The organism is Marinobacter sp., from assembly GCF_039977835.1.
Lineage (GTDB): Bacteria > Pseudomonadota > Gammaproteobacteria > Pseudomonadales > Oleiphilaceae > Marinobacter.
Genome location: NZ_JBDWCL010000072.1, coordinates 210269 through 229600, shown reverse-complemented (window position 1 = coordinate 229600; position 19332 = coordinate 210269). Strand labels below are relative to the sequence as shown.

Below are 19332 nucleotides of genomic sequence, written 5' to 3'. Positions count from 1 at the left end.
GGGAGAAAGGACTTTGAAGATTCTGGTAACGGGTACGGCGGGCTTTATTGGCTCCCATCTGGCGCATCGGCTGCTTGACCGCGGTGACGAAGTCATTGGCGTGGATAACGTCAATGACTACTACGATCCGACTCTCAAGGAAGCGCGCCTGGCGCGCCTGACCTGTAAACCGGGGTTCACCGAAGTCCGTAAGGATGTTGCCGACAGACCCGCGATGGAAGCGCTGTTCCGGGAACACAAGCCGGAACGGGTGGTTCACCTGGCAGCCCAGGCTGGCGTAAGGTATTCGTTGGAGAATCCCCATGCCTACATCGACGCCAACCTGGTGGGCTTCACCAATATCCTTGAGGGCTGCCGCCATAATGACGTGAAGCACCTTGTTTACGCCTCCAGCAGCTCTGTATATGGCGCCAACGAAACCATGCCGTTCTCCGTGCATGACAACGTGGACCATCCCCTGAGCCTGTATGCAGCCTCCAAGAAAGCCAACGAGCTGATGGCCCACACCTACAGCCACCTGTACAACATGCCCACCACCGGTCTGCGGTTCTTTACCGTGTACGGTCCCTGGGGCCGGCCGGACATGGCGCTGTTCATATTCACCAAAAAGATCCTGGCCGGCGAGCCCATTGATGTGTTCAACCACGGCAATCACCGGCGGGATTTCACCTACATCGACGACATTGTTGAGGGCGTGATCCGGACCCTGGACAGCGTCGCCACGCCCAATCCCCAGTGGAGCGGCGAAAAACCGGACCCTGGCACCAGCAAGGCACCGTATCGTCTCTATAACATTGGCAGCAACAACCCGGTAGAGTTGTCCCGCTTTATCGAAATCATCGAAGAGCGTGTTGGCAAAAAGGCGGAGAAAAACCTGCTGCCGCTGCAGCCGGGTGACGTGCCGGCCACCTACGCCAATGTGGATGACCTGATTACCGATGTGGGCTACAAACCGTCCACCTCGGTGGAAGAGGGTATTGCCAACTTTGTCGACTGGTACAGGGATTTCTACAAGGTTTAGGCTGTTAATCCACACACTGAAACGGCGACCTTTGGGTCGCCGTTTCAGCTTTCCTCAGATATGCCTCTAATCAGCCAGCACGCCGGCGGCGCGCAAGGCCAAGGCCTGCCAGACCAAGGCCGATCAGGGCGAGCGAACCGGGTTCAGGTACCTCAACCGGGTTGTCAACGCTTCCGTTGCGTGCTGAAAACACATAACGGCCATCCACATCCGAGTTCCGGCGGTTCGAAACCAGGGCATCAGGCCCGCCGTCAAGGAAAGCACCGTTCACCGCCGAACCGGCTAACTCAAAAAATGTTCCCGGGTCACCGGTACCATTTGAATACCCCACCCGGGCCGAGTCGCCACCAAGACCATCCGCATCGCTGCCGCTGGCTGTGCCGGCTTCCCACTGTATCTGGTCGTAGTTAAAGATGAAGTCGAAATCACCCGCGGCGACGTCTGAACGGTCCACCAGAATTAACTGGAAGCTATTGCGATTAGTGTGTGAGGGGCTGCTGGAAAAGTAGTCGACATCAATCCAGTTCACCCCGAACGCATTCCGCCCTTCGTACGTGCCAGTGCCATAGGTGACAGCTTCGCCAGCGCTCCTTGTATCAACGTCGGCGAAGAAGGGAGCGATGATCTGCTGCCCGGTAGAGGTCAGATCAAAAGGCGTAAAGGTCGCCAACGACGAATCGAAGGTGATGTTACCGTTATTGTTGACATAGAGTTCATTGTGCTCAATGCCGAAGAAATTGGCGGTAAAGCCAAAATTAACGGGGCCATCGGAACCGTCGTCATTACGGTCGAGGGTATTGCTGTCGAATCCTGAAACGATGGCGGCAGCGTGCGCGCCTGTGGGAGCCATTAACGATGACAGTCCAACGGCCATAGAAAGTGCAGTTATGCCTAGCGCTTTTCCTAAAAACCTATCCATTTGATATATCCTTATTTGTTACTGACTGATCTCTACAAGCGAAGAAAATATCTGTCGCTTGGCGCTCCGTGTTGCAAATATAGGACCAATAGCGCACCTCATTGATTTATATGATCAAGTCAGATTTCTCGGCCAGTTCTTACAGGAAAACCGTAAAAAAGTCTGCCAGATATACGCCATAAGTCTCTGACAAAGGGCGCTTTTTGTCTCCGCTATAAGAGTCAGGTGAATGGGCGCTTTTACCTTAAAAAAGTGTCATGTAATTTTACATGCCTCCCTGATATTCAGGTTTCCTGAAAACGGGAATAACCGTCCTTTCGATAATCACAGTGTTGTAATTATTGGATTTTAAATCTCATTTATGTGTTTTCTGGGGTACAGGTATAGAAAATGCTTAATTCCCGGGGCAGTCTCAATTAATCTGAAAAATCAAGGATGTTTATCATGAACAGGGTTAAGACAGTTTTTCTGGCGGCGGGCCTGTGCAGTATGGGTGGAGCAGCTATGGCAGCACCGATCGTACTGGACTTCGAAGGTATAGGGAACCAGGCCAGCATACAGGACTTCTATAATGGCGGTACCGACTCGGCAGGTAATTCCGGTACTGATTATGGGGTGGAGTTTTCAGGTAACACGCTGGGCATAGTTGACCAGGACGCGGGTGGAAATGGAAACTTTGCTAACGAACCAAGCCCCGATACCATCATGTTCTGGTTATCAGGTGGATCTTCGGTGATGAACCTGGCAGCCGGGTTCGACACAGGATTTTCATTTTTCTATACATCATCGACCGCGGCTTCCATTGGCATATATTCCGGGCTGGATGCCACGGGTGATCTGCTGGCAACGCTAAACCTGACTGCACAATTCAGTGACAATTGTTCAGGGGATCCAACCGGACAGTTCTGCAACTGGGATGCCATAGGAGTGGGCTTTAATGGCCTGGCACGTTCAATCGACTTTTCCGGTACTGCGAACCAGACAGGCTACGACGATATTACCTTTGGTTCAGTGACTCCGGGCACACCCGGCACACCTAATCCTGTGCCAGAGCCGGGAACACTGGCGATGCTTGGGCTGGGTCTGGCCGGACTAGGATTCCGCAGGCGGATTCTCAAACGCTGATAACGACATTTCATGATTGATCGGGGTAGGCCTGTTTGCAGTCTGTTTCGAGCAGGCCTACCTTTTTGCTTAATACAATCAGTTGCCTACAGCAAGCGGAGCTTGCCATGTAGTCGATTGCTGTTATTCTGAGAACAGGCTTGGAATGTAAGCTCGTTGACAGCCAGGGAGCTGGAGGGCACACCACCAATTAATCAAAATAAAAAGGAAAAGATGATGAATAAACTCGTCCACGCTACTGCGATACTTGGCTTAACGCTGGGCCTTGCCTCTTCGCTGTCTGCCAGTGAATTTTCGGATATGGAACCGGTGACTTTGCGCCTGGCTCACGTGGTTAACGAGCAGGATGGCTTCCACATTGCTGCTGTTAAATTTCAGGAGCTGGTCAGTGAGCGTACAGATGGCGCGGTAACAATTGATATCTACCCGAATGCCTCTCTTGGTGACGAACGCACCCTGCTCGAGGGTATGCAGATTGGCACGGTCGACATGGGCGTCATCACCAATGGTCCGGTTGCCAATTTCGTAGAAGAGATGGCGGTGTTTGAGCTGCCGTTCCTGTTTTCGTCTCCGGAAGACGCCTACGCGGTGCTTGACGGCCCCATTGGCCAGGAGCTGCTGGACAAGTTAAGTGAGGTCAACCTCAAGGGTCTCGCGTATGCTGAGCGTGGTTTCCGCAACCTCACCAACAGCGAGCGTCCGGTAAGCCACCCGGATGACATTGATGGCTTGCGGGTACGTGTTATGGAAAATCCTGTCTACGTCGACACCTTCCGTGAATTAGGGGCAAATGCCGTACCCATGGCCTGGACCGAGGCGTTGACTGCCATGCAGCAAGGCACCATTGATGGCCAGGAAAATCCGGTCAACGTTGTGCACTCCTTCAAGCTCCATGAAACCCAGAATCATATGACAATGTCGCGGCACACTTACGCGCCGGCGATATTTGTTATGGGGATGTCGGTATGGGACGGCCTGCCGGAAGCCGCTCAGGGGGTCATCGAACAGGCCGCCCAGGAAGCCGCCGAACATGAGCGCAGCGTCAACGCTGAAATGGAGTCCGAGCAGTTGGCCGAGCTGCGGGCATCGGGAATGGAAATAGTAGAAGACCCGGACATGGAAGCCTTCCAGTCTGCCGTTGCGCCAGTCTATGAGAAGTACGGTAGTCAGTTTGGTGACTATCTCGAACGGATTCGTGAAGCGCAGCAGCAATAACCAAAGGGCCCGACGAAGTTATGTTGGGAATGCTGAAGAAAGTTGAACGTGCAATCGATGCCGTCATGCAGCCCGTCGTGTTTGGGGCGATGGTGGCATTGATCGCCGTGATCACACTGCAGATTATCTCCAGGGTTTTCTTTACGGCTGTTGGCTGGACGGAGGAGGTGGCACGGTTCCTACTGGTGTGGATCACCTTTTTGGGGGCTACCCTCGCTTTTCAGCGTGGTCGGCATATCGCGGTTACCTTTCTGGTGAATGCCCTCCCAGGCCGGCTACGGCAGCTCACACGGATTCTCGCTGTGGCCATTGCGTTGGGCTTCATGATTGCGCTTGTGTTCGTTGGCTATCGCTACACACAGGTGCAGAGTTACCAGACTTCAGCGTCTCTGGGCTGGTCCATGACATACGTTTACTCGGTTATCCCTGCTACTGCGGCACTGATGGGCTGGTACTCATTTGTTGATCTGGTGGAACTCGTGGCCGGGGGACCAGAGTCCGCCGACACCGGCTCTGATCTAAGTGAGCCGCCAACGTGACTGGCCTGCTCTTCGCACTCTTCTTTGCGTTCATGTTCATTGGCGTGCCGATTGCGGTAGCAATCGGGGCCAGCTCAATGGTGGCGCTGTATTTTGAAGGTGTGCCACTGATGGTGGTGACCCAGCAGATGTTTCAGGGAATCAATTCCTTCGCCCTGGTTGCGGTCCCTATGTTCATACTGGCTGGCGACCTTATGGCTCAGGGGAAGGTGAGTGAGAAGCTGGTCAGTTTTGCGGACTCGCTGTTTGGCTTTCTCAAGGGTGGCCTTTCCATTGTTGCCGTACTGGCGGGTATGTTTTTCGCTGCAATCTCTGGCTCAGGAGCTGCCACCACGGCAGCGGTTGGTTCCAGCCTGGTCCCGGAGCTTCGTAAGAAGGGGTATGACCCGGCTGCAGCAGCCAGTTTGATTGCCGCCAGCGGCACGATTGGTGTAGTTATCCCTCCATCAGTGCCGATGATTATTTACGCTGTCATTGCTCAACAATCGGTTTCGAAGCTGTTTCTGAATGGTTTCGTCCCTGGTCTTGTTATGGGTATAGGGCTTATGGCCATTGCGATCACTCAGGGTTACCGTCGCAACTACCCGCGCGGCACAGCATTATCTCTCGCGACCATCTGGGGCACACTCAAGAGTGCGAGCTGGGGACTGATGACACCGGTCATCATTCTGGGCGGCATATTTTCTGGCGTGTTTACACCCAGCGAAGCGGCAGTGGTGGCCGTCAATTACGCATTGCTGGTCTCATTGTTTATCTATCGTGACCTCAAACTTCCGGACATCTACCGGATATTGATCCGCTCTGCCATTACAACAGCAGTCATCATGTTCGTTATCGCCACATCTGCGGTCCTGAGCTGGACACTATCAAGCTGGCAGATACCGGGGGCCATTGCGGAATCCGTTCTGTCGCTTTCAACCAGCCCTTACATCATTATGCTGCTCATTGTCGGGATCATCCTGCTCACGGGCGTGTTTATCGAAACCGCCAGTGCGCTGATAATTCTGACACCGGTACTGTTGCCGCTGGTCATCCAGCTTGGTATCGATCCGATCCACTTTGGCCTGATCATAGTGGTTGGCCTGGCCATCGGTATGATAACGCCACCGGTGGCAATCAACCTCTATGTGGCCTCGTCGGTCACCGGCCTGCCGCTGGAGCGCATCACCCGCGCTATCATTCCTTACCTGCTGGGCTTGATTGCGGTGTTGCTTATGGTGGTTTACGTCCCGATTTTTCTCGGTGTTTCAGGTTAGGCAGCAGGTCAACCAGAGAGCTGTACAGGAAGCTGTGTTGAGACAGTTCTGGAGAAATATCGAAGAGAAAACTACTGATAGGAAGGCTGCAGGTAACACGTTACGCATAAAAATTGGTAGGACCAGGCAGATTTGAACTGCCGACCTCTGCCATGTCAAGGCAGCGCTCTAACCAACTGAGCTATGGTCCTACATCCTGCAACGGGGTGGAAATATACTGATTCCGATGGGCATGGTCAACCTCTTTCAGGCGGTTTTCTGCTTTCTTGCCCAGCCTTTTACCGCCTTGCTGATTACGCCCCAGCGATTGATCAGCAGTGCCAGGAAGATCAGCCCGCAACCGGCCACCTGGGTGGCAGACATGGTTTCGCTGAACCAGCCCGCGGCAAAGAGGGCCACCCACACCGGCTCCAGCACCAGTATTACCACGCCGTGGCTGTGCGCAGACAGGCTCTGTGCGTACGTTTGGAGCAGAAAGCGGCCCGCGGTACCGACTATGGCGCTCGCAATGATCCACATGGCCAGCATGCCCGAGAAGTTGCCAAGGGTGGGCGCCCAGGGCTCCAGGATGGTGGATTCGATGAGCGTGACGCCCCCCACCGTAAGCAGGGCAATGCTGGTCAGGGGCAGGGCGGGTACCCGATGTTTTTCCACGGTCTCGCCCCTGCGGTTGACGACAGTGCGCTGGTTGGCGGCGCGGGTGTTAAGCGTGAAATACAGCGCAAAGATCAAAGCAGCACCAACGAAAAACAGTTGCCCGATTTCCGGCCGGAATCCGTTTCTTAACGAAAGTAATGCCAGCCCGCCTACAGCCACCGGTATGGCAAACCAAGTGCTCAGGGGTTGTTCCTCCCGAAACACCACCCGGGCAATCACCGGCACAATAACGACGCCAAGGCTGGTGAGAAAGGCGCTTTCTCCCACGTGGGAGGCATAAAAGAGGCCCATGACCCAGCAACTCATGGCAACGCCAAACACCAGCCCCACGCCGGCACTGCGCTTGACCTGGTCAAGGCTCAGCCGTCTCAGCGACGGCCATGCAATAACGGCCAGTACAGAGCCCGCCAGCAAGAATCGCAGGGCCATAAACATCAATGGCGGCATCAGCAGTACCGCCTCCTTGGAAAACATCCAACTGATGGCGGCCATCAGGGTGACGACAACCAGTAACAGGTCGGATTTATGGGTGTCCGATAGAGGCATTCAAAACCGCCTTGCAGAGGATCGACTGGGCCCGGGGAACGGCGGGGCAGCGGCGGAGTTTATCATGGACGGGCGAAAATGGCTCTTCCGTGAGCCGGCGGGTACTCCTTTGGGCGGGTGAGCCCTGTGGTTGCTTTTATCAGTTATTAAGTGTGTTGTAGACCAATGTGGACATGTCCGTCTGGTCAGAGCCTGGCACCTCTACGTAGCGGTCGCCGGAGCCCCACCATTGCCACCAGGCGCGTTTGTTATAGGTACGGCTGGCGAAATCCACCTGAAGCCCGTTCAGGGTTGTATTGTTTACCACCGGCACAGAAATATTGCCGGTCTCCGAACCCAGAACGCCGCTGTGGGATACACCCTCGTTCATCAGGATCGGGAAGTGGTTGTAGTACAGGTCGGACGGTCCATTCTGGCTGGACACCTTGCCTGCCAGGCTCAGGTTCGAACTACAGGAATCGATACCACTGCTGGTGGTCGCGCCGCAGGCGGAGTGGGTGGGGACCACGCCGTCGTCAGTGCCGGCAATGAACGGTTTGGTGATACCACCATAGGACGAACCTCCGGCCACAAACCGCAATCGTGGAATATTGTTGGGGCTCACTGCCAGATTACGCGCTGCGTTGGTCTGCAGGTCGTTCACCACGCCAAGCTTGCCGGGTTCAGGTTCTATGCCGGTAAAAGCACGGACTGCCTGTTTCAGTGGCCAGTTATACCAGCTGTCGTTGTAGGCGATGCTCATGGCCAGGTCCGCCAGTTCGGTACCGCCGCCGGCACCGGAGTAGTCAATGGCGGCGAGGATCCTCAGGGGCTGGAGGCCTTCGGCCTGAAGCCACCGAGCCTGGTTTTCCAGCAGGTAGCGGGTTACCAGGTCACCCGTGGAGTGGGAAACCACAATGCAGTAATCATTGCACAGCCCCTGTTGACTGATCTGCCGCAGTTGCTGGTAAGCCTGCTGGGCAATGTTGCCCTCAACCCGGCCATCGCTGCCCCAGTCAATGCGGGCGTCGGAACGGGATAACCAGAAGGTCCGCCAGTAGTCCTCGCCGGCACTTTTTACGGCATCGAGATTGGCAGGTGGGTCGGCCAGGTCTTCCTGCTGGAAGCCGTGAACCAGAACTACGTTATGGCCCGCCAACTGAGCGTGGGCGGTGCCGGCAAACAGTCCACCGGCCAGGGCGACCGCAAGGGCGGTCTTACAGGCACTTCGCTTTCTTGTTTTCATAAATGCTCCGTTTCTATTTTATTGTTGTATCAGAACTTGTCCGCCAGCTTATGGAGCAGGGCGGCGCGTTGCTCTGATTCGGGATCGCTTGCCGGGCTATCGGTCAGCCCGTCCAGGTCCGGCGGCGAAAACGAATAGCCTTCCTCAGGGCCAAAGCCATAATCGGTGCGGTCGCCCGGTCTGGCGGGCAGGCGGCGGATCTGCAAGTGGCGCAGTTCCAGCTCGCCGGTAATCTTGCGGTTGGCGAGAACCGAGCCGTGGGCCTTCAGCTCCAGAGTGTCCGTGGTACCGTCCAGGCGTTTCTCGTCCTGTAACTGCGCGACTGCACGGCCGTTGTGATAAAGCTGGGCCGACAGCGCATAGAAGCCGGGTTCGTTGGCATCAAACTGAACCGGTATTACCAGGTCATTATTACTCACCCGTGGGCTACCCACCCCTTCGAACTCGCCCAGGTCCGGTTCGATCATCAGGGTAGAGGCGTGGCGCACGGGTTTTCCGTCGATACTGGCTTCGACAATCAGGCGGTATTCTCCCGGTTCGGCATCGGCCTGAATGATGCCTTCGTAGTAGTCCTCGCTTGGGTTCCTGGTTAGAGAGGAACTGGCATGCTGCCGGCGGGCTTCTGTGGACTCCAGAGTGACTTCCAGGCTGTCGGCCACTACCGATGAACCGGTGATTGTGGCCACCACAAGGATGTCTTCGTCCTGCACGAAACGATACTTTTCAAGCGTCACGGTAAATATGCCGTCACCCTCCAGGGGCAACTCAATCGGCTCGAATCGATTGCCTCTGTAGGCTTTGGCCTGTTCTTCCGAGAGCGGGATGGAGTATTCGGGATAGCGGATATTCTGCGTGTACTGCTGCGCCGCACTGGCCAGCATGAAGCCAAGTGCGTCATCCGGTGGCTCGGGCTTCGGGGGAGGCGATGGATTTCGGGAAAGGTCAGGCGAGTGAGAGGCGGGGCTATCAGGGCGTGGTTCCGCGTGCTTGATGCCGTCACTCCAGGCGAAGCGAGCCGGGTTTTCGGCTGCCAGCAGATAGCCCAGTCCGATAGCGCCGGATATAACGAGTGTCAGGGTCAACAGAGCCCGCAGTGGCATCGTCAGATCCTTGTTGGTGTTATTTATTAAATGACGAGAGTGTCACCTTTCTTGTTGTACTCCTAACATAGCGGGCCAAATTTGTTTCTGGCAAAAATTTGGCCCGCTTATGTAACAAAATGTGTTCAGGGTGTGATGTCTGTCACATCGTTCAGAGCCAGCCTGAATCCCGCACTGCTTCCAGGCCAAACCGCAGGCGTACCTCGTCGCCTACCAGATCCTTCTCGATGCCATAGGTCATGCCCCATTCGCTGCGATTGATCGTGGCGTCTGCGGTGAGGCCGAGGGTGTAATCCTCGTGACCGATAGGGTACTTGGCGGATTTGTTGAGGGTAACGTTTACCTCTACCGGCCGGGTCTGGCCAAGGAGGGTAAGGTCGCCGGTGACAATGCCCGTATTCTCTCCGGTTGATTCGAACCCCGTGACTTCAAAGATGATGTCCGGGAACTTCCCGCTGGCGAGAAAATCGTCATTGCGCAGGTGCTCGTCCCGTTTATCGTGGTTGGTGAATACGCTTTTGCTTTTGAAGGTCAGTTTGCCGGAGGTGAGTTGGTTCGCTTCCTCGTCGTATTCGAACTGTCCTTCCACGTCCCGGAACATACCCATCACCGGTGCATAACCGATATGCATGACCTCGAAAGCCATGGAGAAATGCTCGTCGTCAATCACATAGGTTTCCGGTTCTGCCATTGCGACCGGACTGGCCAGGGCCATAGTGGCGGCAAATACAGTCGTTGATAGAAAGGTTTTCATGGCTGTCTCCCAGTTTGATAAAGCCAGCGCAGGTCCGTATAGAACGAATAACACAGCAGCGCCAGTGCGATGCCGAGTGTCCAGGTGGCAAATACGACGGAAGTGACGGGCAGGATGGCGATCATCAGGGTGACCACCTGCCAGACACACACGGTTTTACGTCGAAAGCTGTCGGGCAGTGGCTGGCTCATGAAATCCAGCCAATGACTGGCCGCTACAAAGGCATAACGCATTAATCCCAGAGCCAGAACCCAGGTACCGGCCTTTTCCAGTGCCAGCACGGCAACGCAGAGCCCCAGAATAAACAATGCGTCCAGTTCCATGTCGAAGCGGGCGCCAAAACTGGTAGTGGAATGGGTGGCCCTGGCGATGGTCCCATCAACGCCGTCCAGTACCAGTGCAAGCAGGCACAGCACTCCATAGAGCCACAGCCAGTTGCCCAGCCCGGCGATAAATGGCGCCAGGCTCGCCAGCAACACAACCATGGCTGCGCGGACCAGGGTCGCCCGGTTGGCCCAGCCAAAATCCCGGCCTGGGGGCCAGCAGCGGAATATTGGCAGGGCGATGGCCACATACAGTAAGGCCGCTATACCATAGAGCACCGGCGGCATCTGCAACCCGGCGCCGGCAGCTGCAACCAGCAGGGCCGTCAGCCCGGCTCCCCAGGTAAGGTCTGCTGCCACGGGCAGGTGAAATGTCCGGGTTCGGGAATCCATCATCAAACCTCTGCGTATGTGCTTTCTATGCACTATATCTTCATGAACTATAGTTGCTTACGTGCGCTGTAAGGAAACAGACGATATGACAAACGCATTCTGGGTAACGGGCCCTCTGGAAGGGGAAATTCGCCCGGCGACTTTTGACCATTATCCTCCCTCTATTGCGACTGCCGATGCCCCGGCGGTGGAGGTCCAGGCACTGTATTCCGGCATCAGCCGTGGAACCGAAGCGTTGGTATACACCAATCAGGTCCCTGAGTCCGAATTTGGTTCAATGCGTGCGCCCTTTCAGGAAGGTGATTTTCCATTTCCGGTCAAGTATGGGTATGCCAGCGTTGGGCGGGTAACGTCGGGCCCCGATGATCTGACGGGCCGGACGGTATTCTGTCTGTTTCCCCACCAGACCCGCTACCGTCTGCCCGCCTCGGCGGTTGTACCTTTGCCTGACGGATTGCCGCCTGGCCGGGCCGTGTTGGCTGCAAATATGGAAACCGCGTTAAATGGATTATGGGATGCGGCGCCCCGGATCGGGGATCGAATTGCGGTAGTAGGTCTTGGCGTTGTGGGCCTGCTGGTGGCATGGCTGGCCAGCCGGATACCAGGCACCCGGGTAACGGCGATCGATACCAATCCCGGCCGTCAGGGCGTTGCCGAAGCCCTGGGTCTTTGTTTCCAGACTCATTCCGGGCAGGACGACCATGATCTGGTTATTCATGCCAGCGGCCATCCGGAAGGCCTGGCGGCGGCGCTGCAACTCGCGGGTATGGAAGGGCGTATTGTCGAAATGAGCTGGTATGGGGCGAAAACGGTCCCCATGCCCCTTGGCCATGCCTTTCACTCACGGCGCCTGACAATCCGTTCGAGCCAGGTTGGCCATCTTGACCCGTCACGGGTGCCGCGCTGGACGCATCGTGACCGTATGTCCCTGGCTCTGAGTCTGTTGGAAAACGACACGCTCGACAACCTCATAACCGGTGAAGGCCCCTTCGAAGCATTACCCGAGATCATGGCATCGCTGGCCGGCGATTCCCCCACCGGCAAGGCATTTCCATCTGCGTCGGAAACCCTCTGCCATCGTATTGTGTATAACCAACATTGAATTCACCCATTTACTCAAAGGAACCAGACCCTATGTTCAGTCTTACTGTCAGGGATCACATGATGATCGCCCACAGCTTCACCGGAGAAACCTTCGGCCCGGCACAGGGCCTGCACGGGGCGACGTACGTTGTCGACGTAACCTTCGAAAGGGAAGCACTGGATGACGATGACCTGATTGTCGATATCGGGCTGGCGTCCGACGTTCTGTCGCAAGTGATTGCCGAGTTCAATATGAAGAATCTGGACGATATTGAGGAATTTGCGGGTCGTAATACCACCACGGAGTTCATGGCTGCGACGGTATTCGACCGTATGGCGGCGGCCATCCATAAGGGCCAGTTGGGCGAAACCGGTAAGGGGTTGTGTGGCATGAAGGTCACCCTTGGCGAGTCCCACATTGCCTGGGCCAGTTATCATGGCAAGCTCTGATCTGCCGCAACACGTGCTTTTCGTGGTCCCAGGCGATCCAGACCAGAATACCGGGGGGTACCGGTACGTTCGTCGTATTGCCGAGGGGCTTAACGACATTGGCGTGGAGGCCTCTCGCGAAGGGCTGAACGGTGTTTTCCCGGTTGCCGATAACCTGGCGGAGGCCTCGATGGAAAGCCTTTTGGCGAGCCTGACCGATGGTTCCATCGTCGTTCTCGACGGGCTCGCCATGGGCGCGCTGCCGGACGTTGTCGCCGCCCATGCAGGGCGCTTGCGTATGGTGGCGCTGGTGCATCACCCGCTGGCGGACGAAACCGGTTTGGCAGATCCGGCCCGGGACTGGCTGTTCAGGGTCGAGCGCAGGGCGCTCGCTGTTGTTGAGGGGGTGATCACCACCAGCCGGCACACGGCTGAACGGTTACACGACTATAACGTGCCTGCAAAGCGTATTCGCGTAGTGGAGCCGGGGTCCGACACCATCACCAACCAGGCACGTACCGGCAAGCCTTCGAAAGCGCCTGGCACTGGCCTCAATGTGCTGTGTGTTGCGCACCTCTCTCCCCGCAAGGCGCAACACCATCTCGTTGAAGCCCTCAGTGGCCTGAAACACCTGGACTGGCACTGCACGCTGGCCGGCTCCACGGCCAGGGACGAAGCCTACGGTCGCCGGATACGGGATCTTGTGGAAAGCCAGGGGCTTGCGACCCGAATCACGCTGACAGGAGAGTTGGATAATGATGGCCTGGCCCAGGCCTATGAACGTGCGGATATGTTTGTGTTGCCGTCTGTTTACGAAGGTTATGGCATGGTCATTGATGAGGCACTGGCGGTAGGGCTGCCGATCATTACCACTGACGGCGGAGCATTGGCTAACACCGGTAATCGCCCTGGAATACGCCAGTACCCGGCCGGCGATACGGCGCGACTGAAGGCCTGCCTTGAACAATGGCTGAGTGACCCACAGGAGCTGCTCCGCGTGACACAACAGGCCGACACCGAGTCAGAATCCCTGCGCCGCTGGAGCGTGGCTGTCAGGGAATTCCGTAACGCCCTTGAAAGCCTGCTCCCGGCTGACGACCTGACAACCTTCGACAGTGCCTGGCTAACGCTGCGGGAGCCAGCGGACCATAAAGCCCGCAGCCGGTCTTTGATGGCAGACGTGCTGGACTGGACGGAGCAGGAGTACAACACCCCGGATACAGCGAGTGGTCAGCATGCCCCTCCATTGCTGGTAGCGGATATGGGCGCGGGCACGGGCTCGAATGCCCGGTATCTGGTGCCGGCATTGACCGTGCCTCAACGCTGGGTTCTGCTTGACCAGGACGAACACCTGCTTTCGCTGGCCGCCGCACGGGTGGCGCAACTGGATGTGCCGCTGGAAACCCGGGCCTGCCAGTTGACGCCTCAGACCCTGGCCAGCCAGATTCCTGATGATACCCGGCTAGTGACCGCCTCGGCTCTGATCGACCTGATGTCTGCGGAATGGCTGAGGGCCCTTGCCAGTGCTGTGGCGGAACGTCACGCCGGGCTGCTGATCGCACTGACTTACGACGGTCGTTTTGAGTTGTCGCCAGCGGAGGCCGACGACCACTGGATTCTGGAATCGGTCAATGCTCATCAACACAGCGAGAAGGGGGCCGGTGCTGCCCTGGGCCCGGATGCAACCACGTATCTTCTGACGCGCATGCAAAGCTACGGTTATCGGGTATCCGTAGCACCCAGCCCCTGGCAGCTGACATCGGAGCAGTCGACCTTACAGGTGGCATTACTGGAAGGCTGGCAACAGGCCGTGCAGGAGCAGTGCCCAGGTGAGCGTGAGCGGGCCAGTCACTGGTTTGACAAACGACTGGCCCAGGCACGGGCGCAGCAGCTGGCTATTCGTGTTGACCATCAGGACCTTTTTGCCTGGCCCGACTACGACTATGCCCGCTAGCGTGTTCCGAGGCGGCTTGTCTATCGGGCTGCGATGGGTTTTAACCCTGTTGTTACTGGCGACAACGGCAACATTTCTCGATATCTCCGCGATCGGGGCGGAGCTTGGCGACTTTCCAGTACCAATGTTGCTGGCAGCTATGGCGATATCGGTGCTCCAGGTTTTGGTGTCGGCCTGGCGCTGGCGCTACACCGCGGGGCGGCTAGCCATCAATCTGTCCTTTGCCGGCGCGGTGCGGGAATACTATCTGGCAACGTTCCTGAACCAGGTATTACCCGGTGGTGTGCTCGGGGACGTTAACCGCGCCTGGCGCCACGGCCTTGATTCCGGGTCAAGGCTGGGGGCGGTTCATGCGGTAATGATCGAAAGACTCTCTGGTCAGTTGGTGATGATCTCCGTTGCTCTGGGGCTGGGGACATGGCTGGCTTTTTACCAGGGACGCATCATCGGGATGTTGTCGGATCTCGGCGGGCTCGCAGTCGCCGTTGCTGCTGTTGTCATGATTATGCTGGGCCTTGCCGCCAGGTTCTGGGCGCGGGGCAGGGGTTATGTCCATGCATTGCGCCGTGATATCCGCAAATCCCTGCTGAGCTGGCCGGCAATTCTGGTGCAGGTGTCTTCGTCCGCCGTGGTGGTGGCAACGTATCTGGGGGTATTCGCAGTGCTGGCTACCGGTGCGGGGCACTGGGCCGGTCCGTCAGAGGCACTGACGGTGATGGCGCTCTGCAGTCTGTTGCTGTTGGCGATGGCTGTTCCCGTCAGCGTTGCGGGGTGGGGCGTGCGAGAGGGAGTCGCGGCGCTGTTGTGGCCATTGGTCGGGTTGCCCCCGGAGCAGGGGGTGGCGCTAAGCGTGGGCTATGGGCTGGCGGTACTGGTTTCGAGCTTGCCTGGTGTGCTGTTTTTCCTCAATGGCCGCCGGACCGGTTGCTGAAATCCAGGTCAAACAACATGTCAGTGCCCAGGTCGACCATCTGGGCCCTTGGGCGCAGGGCATTGCCGAGGTGGCTGATCTCAGGGAGCGAAAAGGCCGGTCGCCCGCTCCCGATAATCATCGGGGCAACGATGACATGCAGCCGGTCAAGAAGCTCCGCATTAAGGAACTCCGAGACCGTCAGTCCGCCACCCTCAACAAATATCTTGCGCAGGCCGAAGTCTGCCAGAATTTCCAGTATATGGGCGGGTTCTGTTGTTTCATCGCCCCCAAGACAGGGAACTTCGGTAACGCCGTGTCTTGGCGCCAGTCTGTTTCCCGCCCGGTATTCGCCAGCAACCAGCCTGAGAGTGGGAGACGCCTCGTCACAGAACAGGTGGTGGTCATCGGGTACCCGTCGGTTACGGTCAATCACCACTCTTACCGGGTTTACGCCCGGAACCTTGCGAACCGTAAGCCGGGGATTGTCAGTGGCAGCGGTGCCCGCGCCCACAATGACAGCCTCTGACACGGCTCGAAGACGATGAAGGTGGGTAAGGCCATCCTCCCCGTTTATGAATTTCGAGGCGCCGGTGACGGTGGCGATGCGGCCATCCAGACTCTGACCCATCTGGCCGACCACCCGGGAAGGAGCCTCTCTTGGTAGCGGACAACACAATGGCAGGAAAACCGACAACAGGCTTCTGGCGTCTGTATCAGCGGGAAGCAGCAATTGCCAGTTGCCTCCCTCCCCGAGTTTCAGTGCCGGGATGTCGCTGCCAGGTAACGACAGCGTCACGTTACTGCGGTTCACTGCCTCCAGTATTAATGACCAGGCTGTGTTGGTGTCGAGTATCTGTGCCGCCATACCGAGTAATTCCGTTGCTGGTGGATTCATTATAGGCAGATTGTGTGTAAAGCTATATGTACGTTACATTTCCGGTTTGATTCACAATTGGCGTGATCAAGCCCCCAGAAACCCGGCAGAGAATAATCCTTATGCGGTACCTGCAAACCTTCAACCGCCGTTTGCGGCAGATTCGGGAAGCCGGGCAACTGTCCCGCGGGGACGTGGCCCAGATGTGTGGGGTAGACGAGGTGAGGGTTGCCAACTGGGAGGCAGCGGATGCCAGGCAGCGGGGCTATCCGGGTGTAACTGAGTTGCTCGACCTGTGCCTCAAGACGGAAACACCGCTTGAAGACCTGCTGGATCTGGACGGCACCGGGGACACCGGGCAACTGGAGTTGCCAGGCCTGGCCTTCAGCCAGGGGGATGACCTGTCAGCGGCGCTCAAGGAACTGGAGCAGGAAATCAACCGCGTTCAGCTGTCGGACGAAGAGGCGGAACTGCTGCGCCGGTTCCGGAAAACCTCCGGCGAAAACCGGCGCATGATTCTGCAGCTCCTGGGTCAATAACCCGTTGCACTCCTACTTGCCTTTCTTGTAGATATTTTCGTAGACGTAGTTGGTGGCATCCACAAATCCGTCAATGCTGCCGCAGTCAAAACGGCGACCCTTGAATTTGTAAGCCAGCACGCAACCATTTTTTGCCTGTTCCAGCAGGGCGTCGGTAATCTGCACTTCACCGTTCTTGCCCGCCGGCGTCCGCTCCAGGATTGAGAAAATATCAGGCGTGAGGATATAACGGCCGATAATCGCCAGGTTGCTTGGCGCATCCTCTGGCGCGGGCTTTTCCACCATGTCTGTAATACGGTACAGGCCATCTTTCATGGACTCGCCTGCAATAACACCGTACTTGTGGGTCTCGTCTTCAGGCACTTCCTCAATGGCGACAATAGAGCAGCGGAACTGATTGTAGAGCCTGACCATCTGGCCCAGCACGCCTTCGCCATCGCTGTCCGCCACGCAGAAGTCGTCTGCGAGGACAACCGCAAAAGGGTTGTCGCCCACCAGGTTGCGGCCGGTCAGAATGGCGTGGCCGAGGCCTTTCATCTCATTCTGGCGGGTAAAAGCGAAAGAATTGTGGTCAATCAGGTCGCGGATCGAGGTAAGCAAATCCTCTTTGCCCGACCCGGCAATCTGGTGCTCCAGCTCATAACTGATATCAAAGTGATCTTCGATTGCACGTTTGCCCCGCCCGGTGACGAAACCAAATTCGTGAACGCCTGCTTCCGCGGCTTCTTCCACCCCATACTGCACGAGGGGCTTGTTCACAATCGGCAAGATTTCCTTGGGCATGGCCTTGGTGGCGGGAAGGAAACGGGTGCCATATCCGGCAACAGGGAAGAGACACTTCTTGATCATAATGTTCGTCCTTATATTCGCGTGGGTCACGGCCTGTTGTAAGTCAGTCATCCTTGACGGCTGACTCACGAAGTGTGCCAAGTGTAACCAAGTTGTTGGTCTAAATGGAGGCCCCGGTACCGAAATGTAGAATTTCGTAAAAAACGCAATTTCATCACCTTTGGTATTGCGTGTTGATTTGCATAGAAAAAACTTTCAGATAGCTTTGTAAATGACTGTATTGTAGACACATTTCGTTTGTAAAGTTTGGCAACAGCCGCTGGATTTATCGCTTTCGATGCAATACATTCCCCCCATGAAAAATTCTTTAGAATAACCGGCTTTCCTCTCGCATTGTGGCCGGCGCTATCTGGCGGGAATATATCCATTGAGACTACCCCTGTTGATTGCACTGATATGGTGCACAATCACTCAGCCCCTTTGTGCCGAAGAAAACGGATCCTGGCTCCGTAACGGCTGGCAACCCTCGTCGGGAAACCTTGCCGGTAGCGCAGATGCATTCAAGGAGGAGCGTGAGCACTGGTTGCGGTCACGCCTGAAGTTCTCGGGCAAGACGGCACTGAACAGCGACGGTCTTGATGGCTCAGTGGGCGTGGCGGCGGACAGACTGATCGGCAAAAAAGACGCCATCGGCTTCGACTATCGCGATGCCCGTTCCTACAAAAACGATACCGACTCCAGCGCAGCCTCCTTCCGCTACCGCTTTCCGGCGGGAGCAAACCGTTTTCAGGTTGAGGCGGGCAGATCCCGCTACGACCGTGCTGTGAGTAATGCCAGCCGTCGGGTCAACGCCAGTGGTGAATCCCGGGTGATGGGGCTGGGTTTTCAGCGGCCGCTGTTCTCCCGCCTCGGCATGGCCTTTGACGGTCTCGCAAGTCATCGGGGCCGCGACAGCGCATCGTTCGAGCAGAACAGTCTGGTTTCAGAATCCAGCTATGAGCTTTCAACGTTTGGTCTGCAGGCCAATGGTGGTCACCAACTCTGGGGCGGCATATTCGCGAATACCAGCGTGCTGGCATTGAGCGGCCGTGAATACAAAGCGGTCGACTACCCGATGAAAGAGGGCAATTCCGAAGACGAGGAATTCTATAAGGTGGCCCTGTCTGCCTCGTTGGAGCACGAGTTTTTCCAGTGGAGCTGGCGGATAAAAGGACGCTACCAGTTTGCCGATGAAGACCTTCCCTCGTCCGAGTACCTGACGGTCGCTGGCCCTTCCATGCTCACTGGCTTCAACGGCCAGTCGGTTTCTGTTGTCCGGGGTGGCTGGCTACGCCTCGATACGGCCAGCCCGACCTGGCCGATGCCCTTCGTCGACGGCGTGCTGTCGAGCGTGAACTTCGCTGTGCTGCAGGGCTGGGTTCCTTATTCAAGCATCCAGGCAAACCGCTACGGCAAGGCCAGTGCCGGCCAGGTCTCCCTGAAAATGCAGGGCCGTGCATTCACTGCCAATGTCAGCGTGGGCCGGATGATTCGCACGTCCAGCACCGCAATGACAATGCCTGACCATCCGGACGTGCGGTTCTCGCTGTCCATGGGGATCTGATCCGCCGCCTTACAAAGTTGTCACTTGAGTAAGTTTCGACCGCAGGTGCTACATTAGTACATCTAAGGGACGTAA

19 protein-coding genes and 1 tRNA gene are annotated in these 19332 nt (G+C 56.8%); 11 read left to right on the top strand and 9 right to left on the bottom strand.

Annotated elements, in window-relative coordinates; translation table 11 throughout:
• Positions 1 to 13 precede the first annotated feature (13 nt).
• Positions 14 to 1021 (top strand): NAD-dependent epimerase, encoded by a 1008-nt coding sequence (locus ABJM11_RS21680; protein WP_348295440.1) that lies wholly within the window; start codon positions 14 to 16, stop codon positions 1019 to 1021.
• A 70-nt stretch (positions 1022 to 1091) separates the two neighbouring features.
• Here ABJM11_RS21680 and ABJM11_RS21675 read toward each other — a convergent pair whose 3' ends face one another.
• Positions 1092 to 1871 carry a nidogen-like domain-containing protein gene (locus ABJM11_RS21675; RefSeq protein ID WP_348295439.1) on the bottom strand — a complete coding sequence of 260 codons (780 nt, stop codon included), beginning with the start codon at positions 1869 to 1871 and terminating at the stop codon, positions 1092 to 1094.
• 513 nt (positions 1872 to 2384) lie between these two features.
• Between ABJM11_RS21675 and ABJM11_RS21670 the strand changes: the two genes are divergently transcribed.
• The 4 genes from ABJM11_RS21670 (at position 2385) to ABJM11_RS21655 (ending at position 6075) form a co-directional block, all read left to right on the top strand.
• On the top strand, positions 2385 to 3065 hold the full coding sequence (locus ABJM11_RS21670) for a PEP-CTERM sorting domain-containing protein (protein ID WP_348300425.1): 681 nt from the start codon (positions 2385 to 2387) through the stop codon (positions 3063 to 3065).
• 216 nt (positions 3066 to 3281) lie between these two features.
• On the top strand, positions 3282 to 4280 hold the full coding sequence (locus ABJM11_RS21665; RefSeq protein WP_348295437.1) for a TRAP transporter substrate-binding protein: 999 nt from the start codon (positions 3282 to 3284) through the stop codon (positions 4278 to 4280).
• Between the two features lie 29 nt (positions 4281 to 4309).
• On the top strand, positions 4310 to 4819 hold the full coding sequence (locus tag ABJM11_RS21660; protein WP_348295436.1) for a TRAP transporter small permease: 510 nt from the start codon (positions 4310 to 4312) through the stop codon (positions 4817 to 4819).
• Positions 4816 to 6075, top strand: coding sequence for a TRAP transporter large permease (locus ABJM11_RS21655; RefSeq protein ID WP_348295435.1), 1260 nt, complete (start codon positions 4816 to 4818; stop codon positions 6073 to 6075). Before ABJM11_RS21660 ends, ABJM11_RS21655 begins: the two co-directional genes overlap by 4 nt.
• A gap of 114 nt (positions 6076 to 6189) precedes the next feature.
• Here the strand turns inward: ABJM11_RS21655 and ABJM11_RS21650 are convergent.
• The 6 genes from ABJM11_RS21650 to ABJM11_RS21625 all read right to left on the bottom strand — a co-directional run bounded on the left by ABJM11_RS21650 (position 6190) and on the right by ABJM11_RS21625 (position 11076).
• A tRNA-Val gene (locus ABJM11_RS21650) sits at positions 6190 to 6266 on the bottom strand.
• A gap of 55 nt (positions 6267 to 6321) precedes the next feature.
• Positions 6322 to 7278, bottom strand: coding sequence for a DMT family transporter (locus ABJM11_RS21645; protein ID WP_348295434.1), 957 nt, complete (start codon positions 7276 to 7278; stop codon positions 6322 to 6324).
• Positions 7279 to 7417: 139 nt separating this feature from the next.
• Positions 7418 to 8503, bottom strand: coding sequence for a hypothetical protein (locus ABJM11_RS21640; RefSeq protein ID WP_348295433.1), 1086 nt, complete (start codon positions 8501 to 8503; stop codon positions 7418 to 7420).
• 29 nt (positions 8504 to 8532) lie between these two features.
• Complete coding sequence (locus ABJM11_RS21635; RefSeq protein WP_348295432.1) at positions 8533 to 9603, bottom strand: hypothetical protein; 1071 nt, start codon at positions 9601 to 9603, stop codon at positions 8533 to 8535.
• A 151-nt stretch (positions 9604 to 9754) separates the two neighbouring features.
• Positions 9755 to 10357 (bottom strand): YceI family protein, encoded by a 603-nt coding sequence (locus ABJM11_RS21630; protein ID WP_348295431.1) that lies wholly within the window; start codon positions 10355 to 10357, stop codon positions 9755 to 9757.
• The gene (locus ABJM11_RS21625; protein WP_348295430.1) at positions 10354 to 11076 is read right to left on the bottom strand and encodes a CDP-alcohol phosphatidyltransferase family protein; all 723 of its coding nucleotides are present in this window, start codon (positions 11074 to 11076) and stop codon (positions 10354 to 10356) included. The genes ABJM11_RS21630 and ABJM11_RS21625 overlap by 4 nt, the downstream gene beginning before the upstream one ends.
• 82 nt (positions 11077 to 11158) lie before the next feature.
• Between ABJM11_RS21625 and ABJM11_RS21620 the strand changes: the two genes are divergently transcribed.
• Genes ABJM11_RS21620 through ABJM11_RS21605 form a run of 4 tightly spaced genes read left to right on the top strand, consistent with a single transcriptional unit; the run spans position 11159 to position 15470 of the window.
• On the top strand, positions 11159 to 12175 hold the full coding sequence (locus ABJM11_RS21620) for a zinc-binding alcohol dehydrogenase (protein WP_348295429.1): 1017 nt from the start codon (positions 11159 to 11161) through the stop codon (positions 12173 to 12175).
• Positions 12176 to 12207: 32 nt separating this feature from the next.
• Positions 12208 to 12606, top strand: coding sequence for a 6-carboxytetrahydropterin synthase (locus ABJM11_RS21615; RefSeq protein ID WP_348295428.1), 399 nt, complete (start codon positions 12208 to 12210; stop codon positions 12604 to 12606).
• Positions 12593 to 14539 (top strand): glycosyltransferase, encoded by a 1947-nt coding sequence (locus ABJM11_RS21610; protein WP_348295427.1) that lies wholly within the window; start codon positions 12593 to 12595, stop codon positions 14537 to 14539. The genes ABJM11_RS21615 and ABJM11_RS21610 overlap by 14 nt, the downstream gene beginning before the upstream one ends.
• A gap of 16 nt (positions 14540 to 14555) precedes the next feature.
• Positions 14556 to 15470: a lysylphosphatidylglycerol synthase transmembrane domain-containing protein gene (locus ABJM11_RS21605; RefSeq protein ID WP_348295426.1), complete on the top strand. Its 915-nt coding sequence runs from the start codon at positions 14556 to 14558 to the stop codon at positions 15468 to 15470.
• Here ABJM11_RS21605 and ABJM11_RS21600 read toward each other — a convergent pair.
• Positions 15445 to 16317 carry a RibD family protein gene (locus ABJM11_RS21600; protein ID WP_348295425.1) on the bottom strand — a complete coding sequence of 291 codons (873 nt, stop codon included), beginning with the start codon at positions 16315 to 16317 and terminating at the stop codon, positions 15445 to 15447. The genes ABJM11_RS21605 and ABJM11_RS21600 overlap by 26 nt on opposite strands.
• 131 nt (positions 16318 to 16448) lie before the next feature.
• Here ABJM11_RS21600 and ABJM11_RS21595 point away from each other — a divergent pair, with 131 nt between their 5' ends.
• Positions 16449 to 16865, top strand: coding sequence for a helix-turn-helix transcriptional regulator (locus tag ABJM11_RS21595; protein ID WP_348295424.1), 417 nt, complete (start codon positions 16449 to 16451; stop codon positions 16863 to 16865).
• Positions 16866 to 16877: 12 nt separating this feature from the next.
• Here ABJM11_RS21595 and galU read toward each other — a convergent pair whose 3' ends face one another.
• On the bottom strand, positions 16878 to 17714 hold the full coding sequence (gene galU / locus ABJM11_RS21590) for a UTP--glucose-1-phosphate uridylyltransferase GalU (RefSeq protein ID WP_348295423.1): 837 nt from the start codon (positions 17712 to 17714) through the stop codon (positions 16878 to 16880).
• A 367-nt stretch (positions 17715 to 18081) separates the two neighbouring features.
• On the opposite strand from galU, the gene ABJM11_RS21585 reads away from it, so the two are divergent.
• Positions 18082 to 19257 (top strand): ShlB/FhaC/HecB family hemolysin secretion/activation protein, encoded by a 1176-nt coding sequence (locus ABJM11_RS21585; protein ID WP_348295422.1) that lies wholly within the window; start codon positions 18082 to 18084, stop codon positions 19255 to 19257.
• Positions 19258 to 19332 lie beyond the last annotated feature (75 nt).

What these genes read in the sequence shown, in the direction of transcription:
- ABJM11_RS21675 (WP_348295439.1), bottom strand. Translation starts at nt 1,871, where the DNA reads ATGGCTCCCACAGGCGCGCACGCTGCCGCCATCGTTTCAGGATTCGAC.
- ABJM11_RS21670 (WP_348300425.1), top strand. Translation starts at nt 2,385, where the DNA reads ATGAACAGGGTTAAGACAGTTTTTCTGGCGGCGGGCCTGTGCAGTATG.
- ABJM11_RS21665 (WP_348295437.1), top strand. Translation starts at nt 3,282, where the DNA reads ATGAATAAACTCGTCCACGCTACTGCGATACTTGGCTTAACGCTGGGC.
- ABJM11_RS21660 (WP_348295436.1), top strand. Translation starts at nt 4,310, where the DNA reads ATGCTGAAGAAAGTTGAACGTGCAATCGATGCCGTCATGCAGCCCGTC.
- ABJM11_RS21645 (WP_348295434.1), bottom strand. Translation starts at nt 7,278, where the DNA reads ATGCCTCTATCGGACACCCATAAATCCGACCTGTTACTGGTTGTCGTC.
- ABJM11_RS21640 (WP_348295433.1), bottom strand. Translation starts at nt 8,503, where the DNA reads ATGAAAACAAGAAAGCGAAGTGCCTGTAAGACCGCCCTTGCGGTCGCC.
- ABJM11_RS21635 (WP_348295432.1), bottom strand. Translation starts at nt 9,603, where the DNA reads ATGCCACTGCGGGCTCTGTTGACCCTGACACTCGTTATATCCGGCGCT.
- ABJM11_RS21630 (WP_348295431.1), bottom strand. Translation starts at nt 10,357, where the DNA reads ATGAAAACCTTTCTATCAACGACTGTATTTGCCGCCACTATGGCCCTG.
- ABJM11_RS21625 (WP_348295430.1), bottom strand. Translation starts at nt 11,076, where the DNA reads ATGATGGATTCCCGAACCCGGACATTTCACCTGCCCGTGGCAGCAGAC.
- ABJM11_RS21620 (WP_348295429.1), top strand. Translation starts at nt 11,159, where the DNA reads ATGACAAACGCATTCTGGGTAACGGGCCCTCTGGAAGGGGAAATTCGC.
- ABJM11_RS21615 (WP_348295428.1), top strand. Translation starts at nt 12,208, where the DNA reads ATGTTCAGTCTTACTGTCAGGGATCACATGATGATCGCCCACAGCTTC.
- ABJM11_RS21610 (WP_348295427.1), top strand. Translation starts at nt 12,593, where the DNA reads ATGGCAAGCTCTGATCTGCCGCAACACGTGCTTTTCGTGGTCCCAGGC.
- ABJM11_RS21600 (WP_348295425.1), bottom strand. Translation starts at nt 16,317, where the DNA reads ATGGCGGCACAGATACTCGACACCAACACAGCCTGGTCATTAATACTG.
- ABJM11_RS21595 (WP_348295424.1), top strand. Translation starts at nt 16,449, where the DNA reads ATGCGGTACCTGCAAACCTTCAACCGCCGTTTGCGGCAGATTCGGGAA.
- galU (WP_348295423.1), bottom strand. Translation starts at nt 17,714, where the DNA reads ATGATCAAGAAGTGTCTCTTCCCTGTTGCCGGATATGGCACCCGTTTC.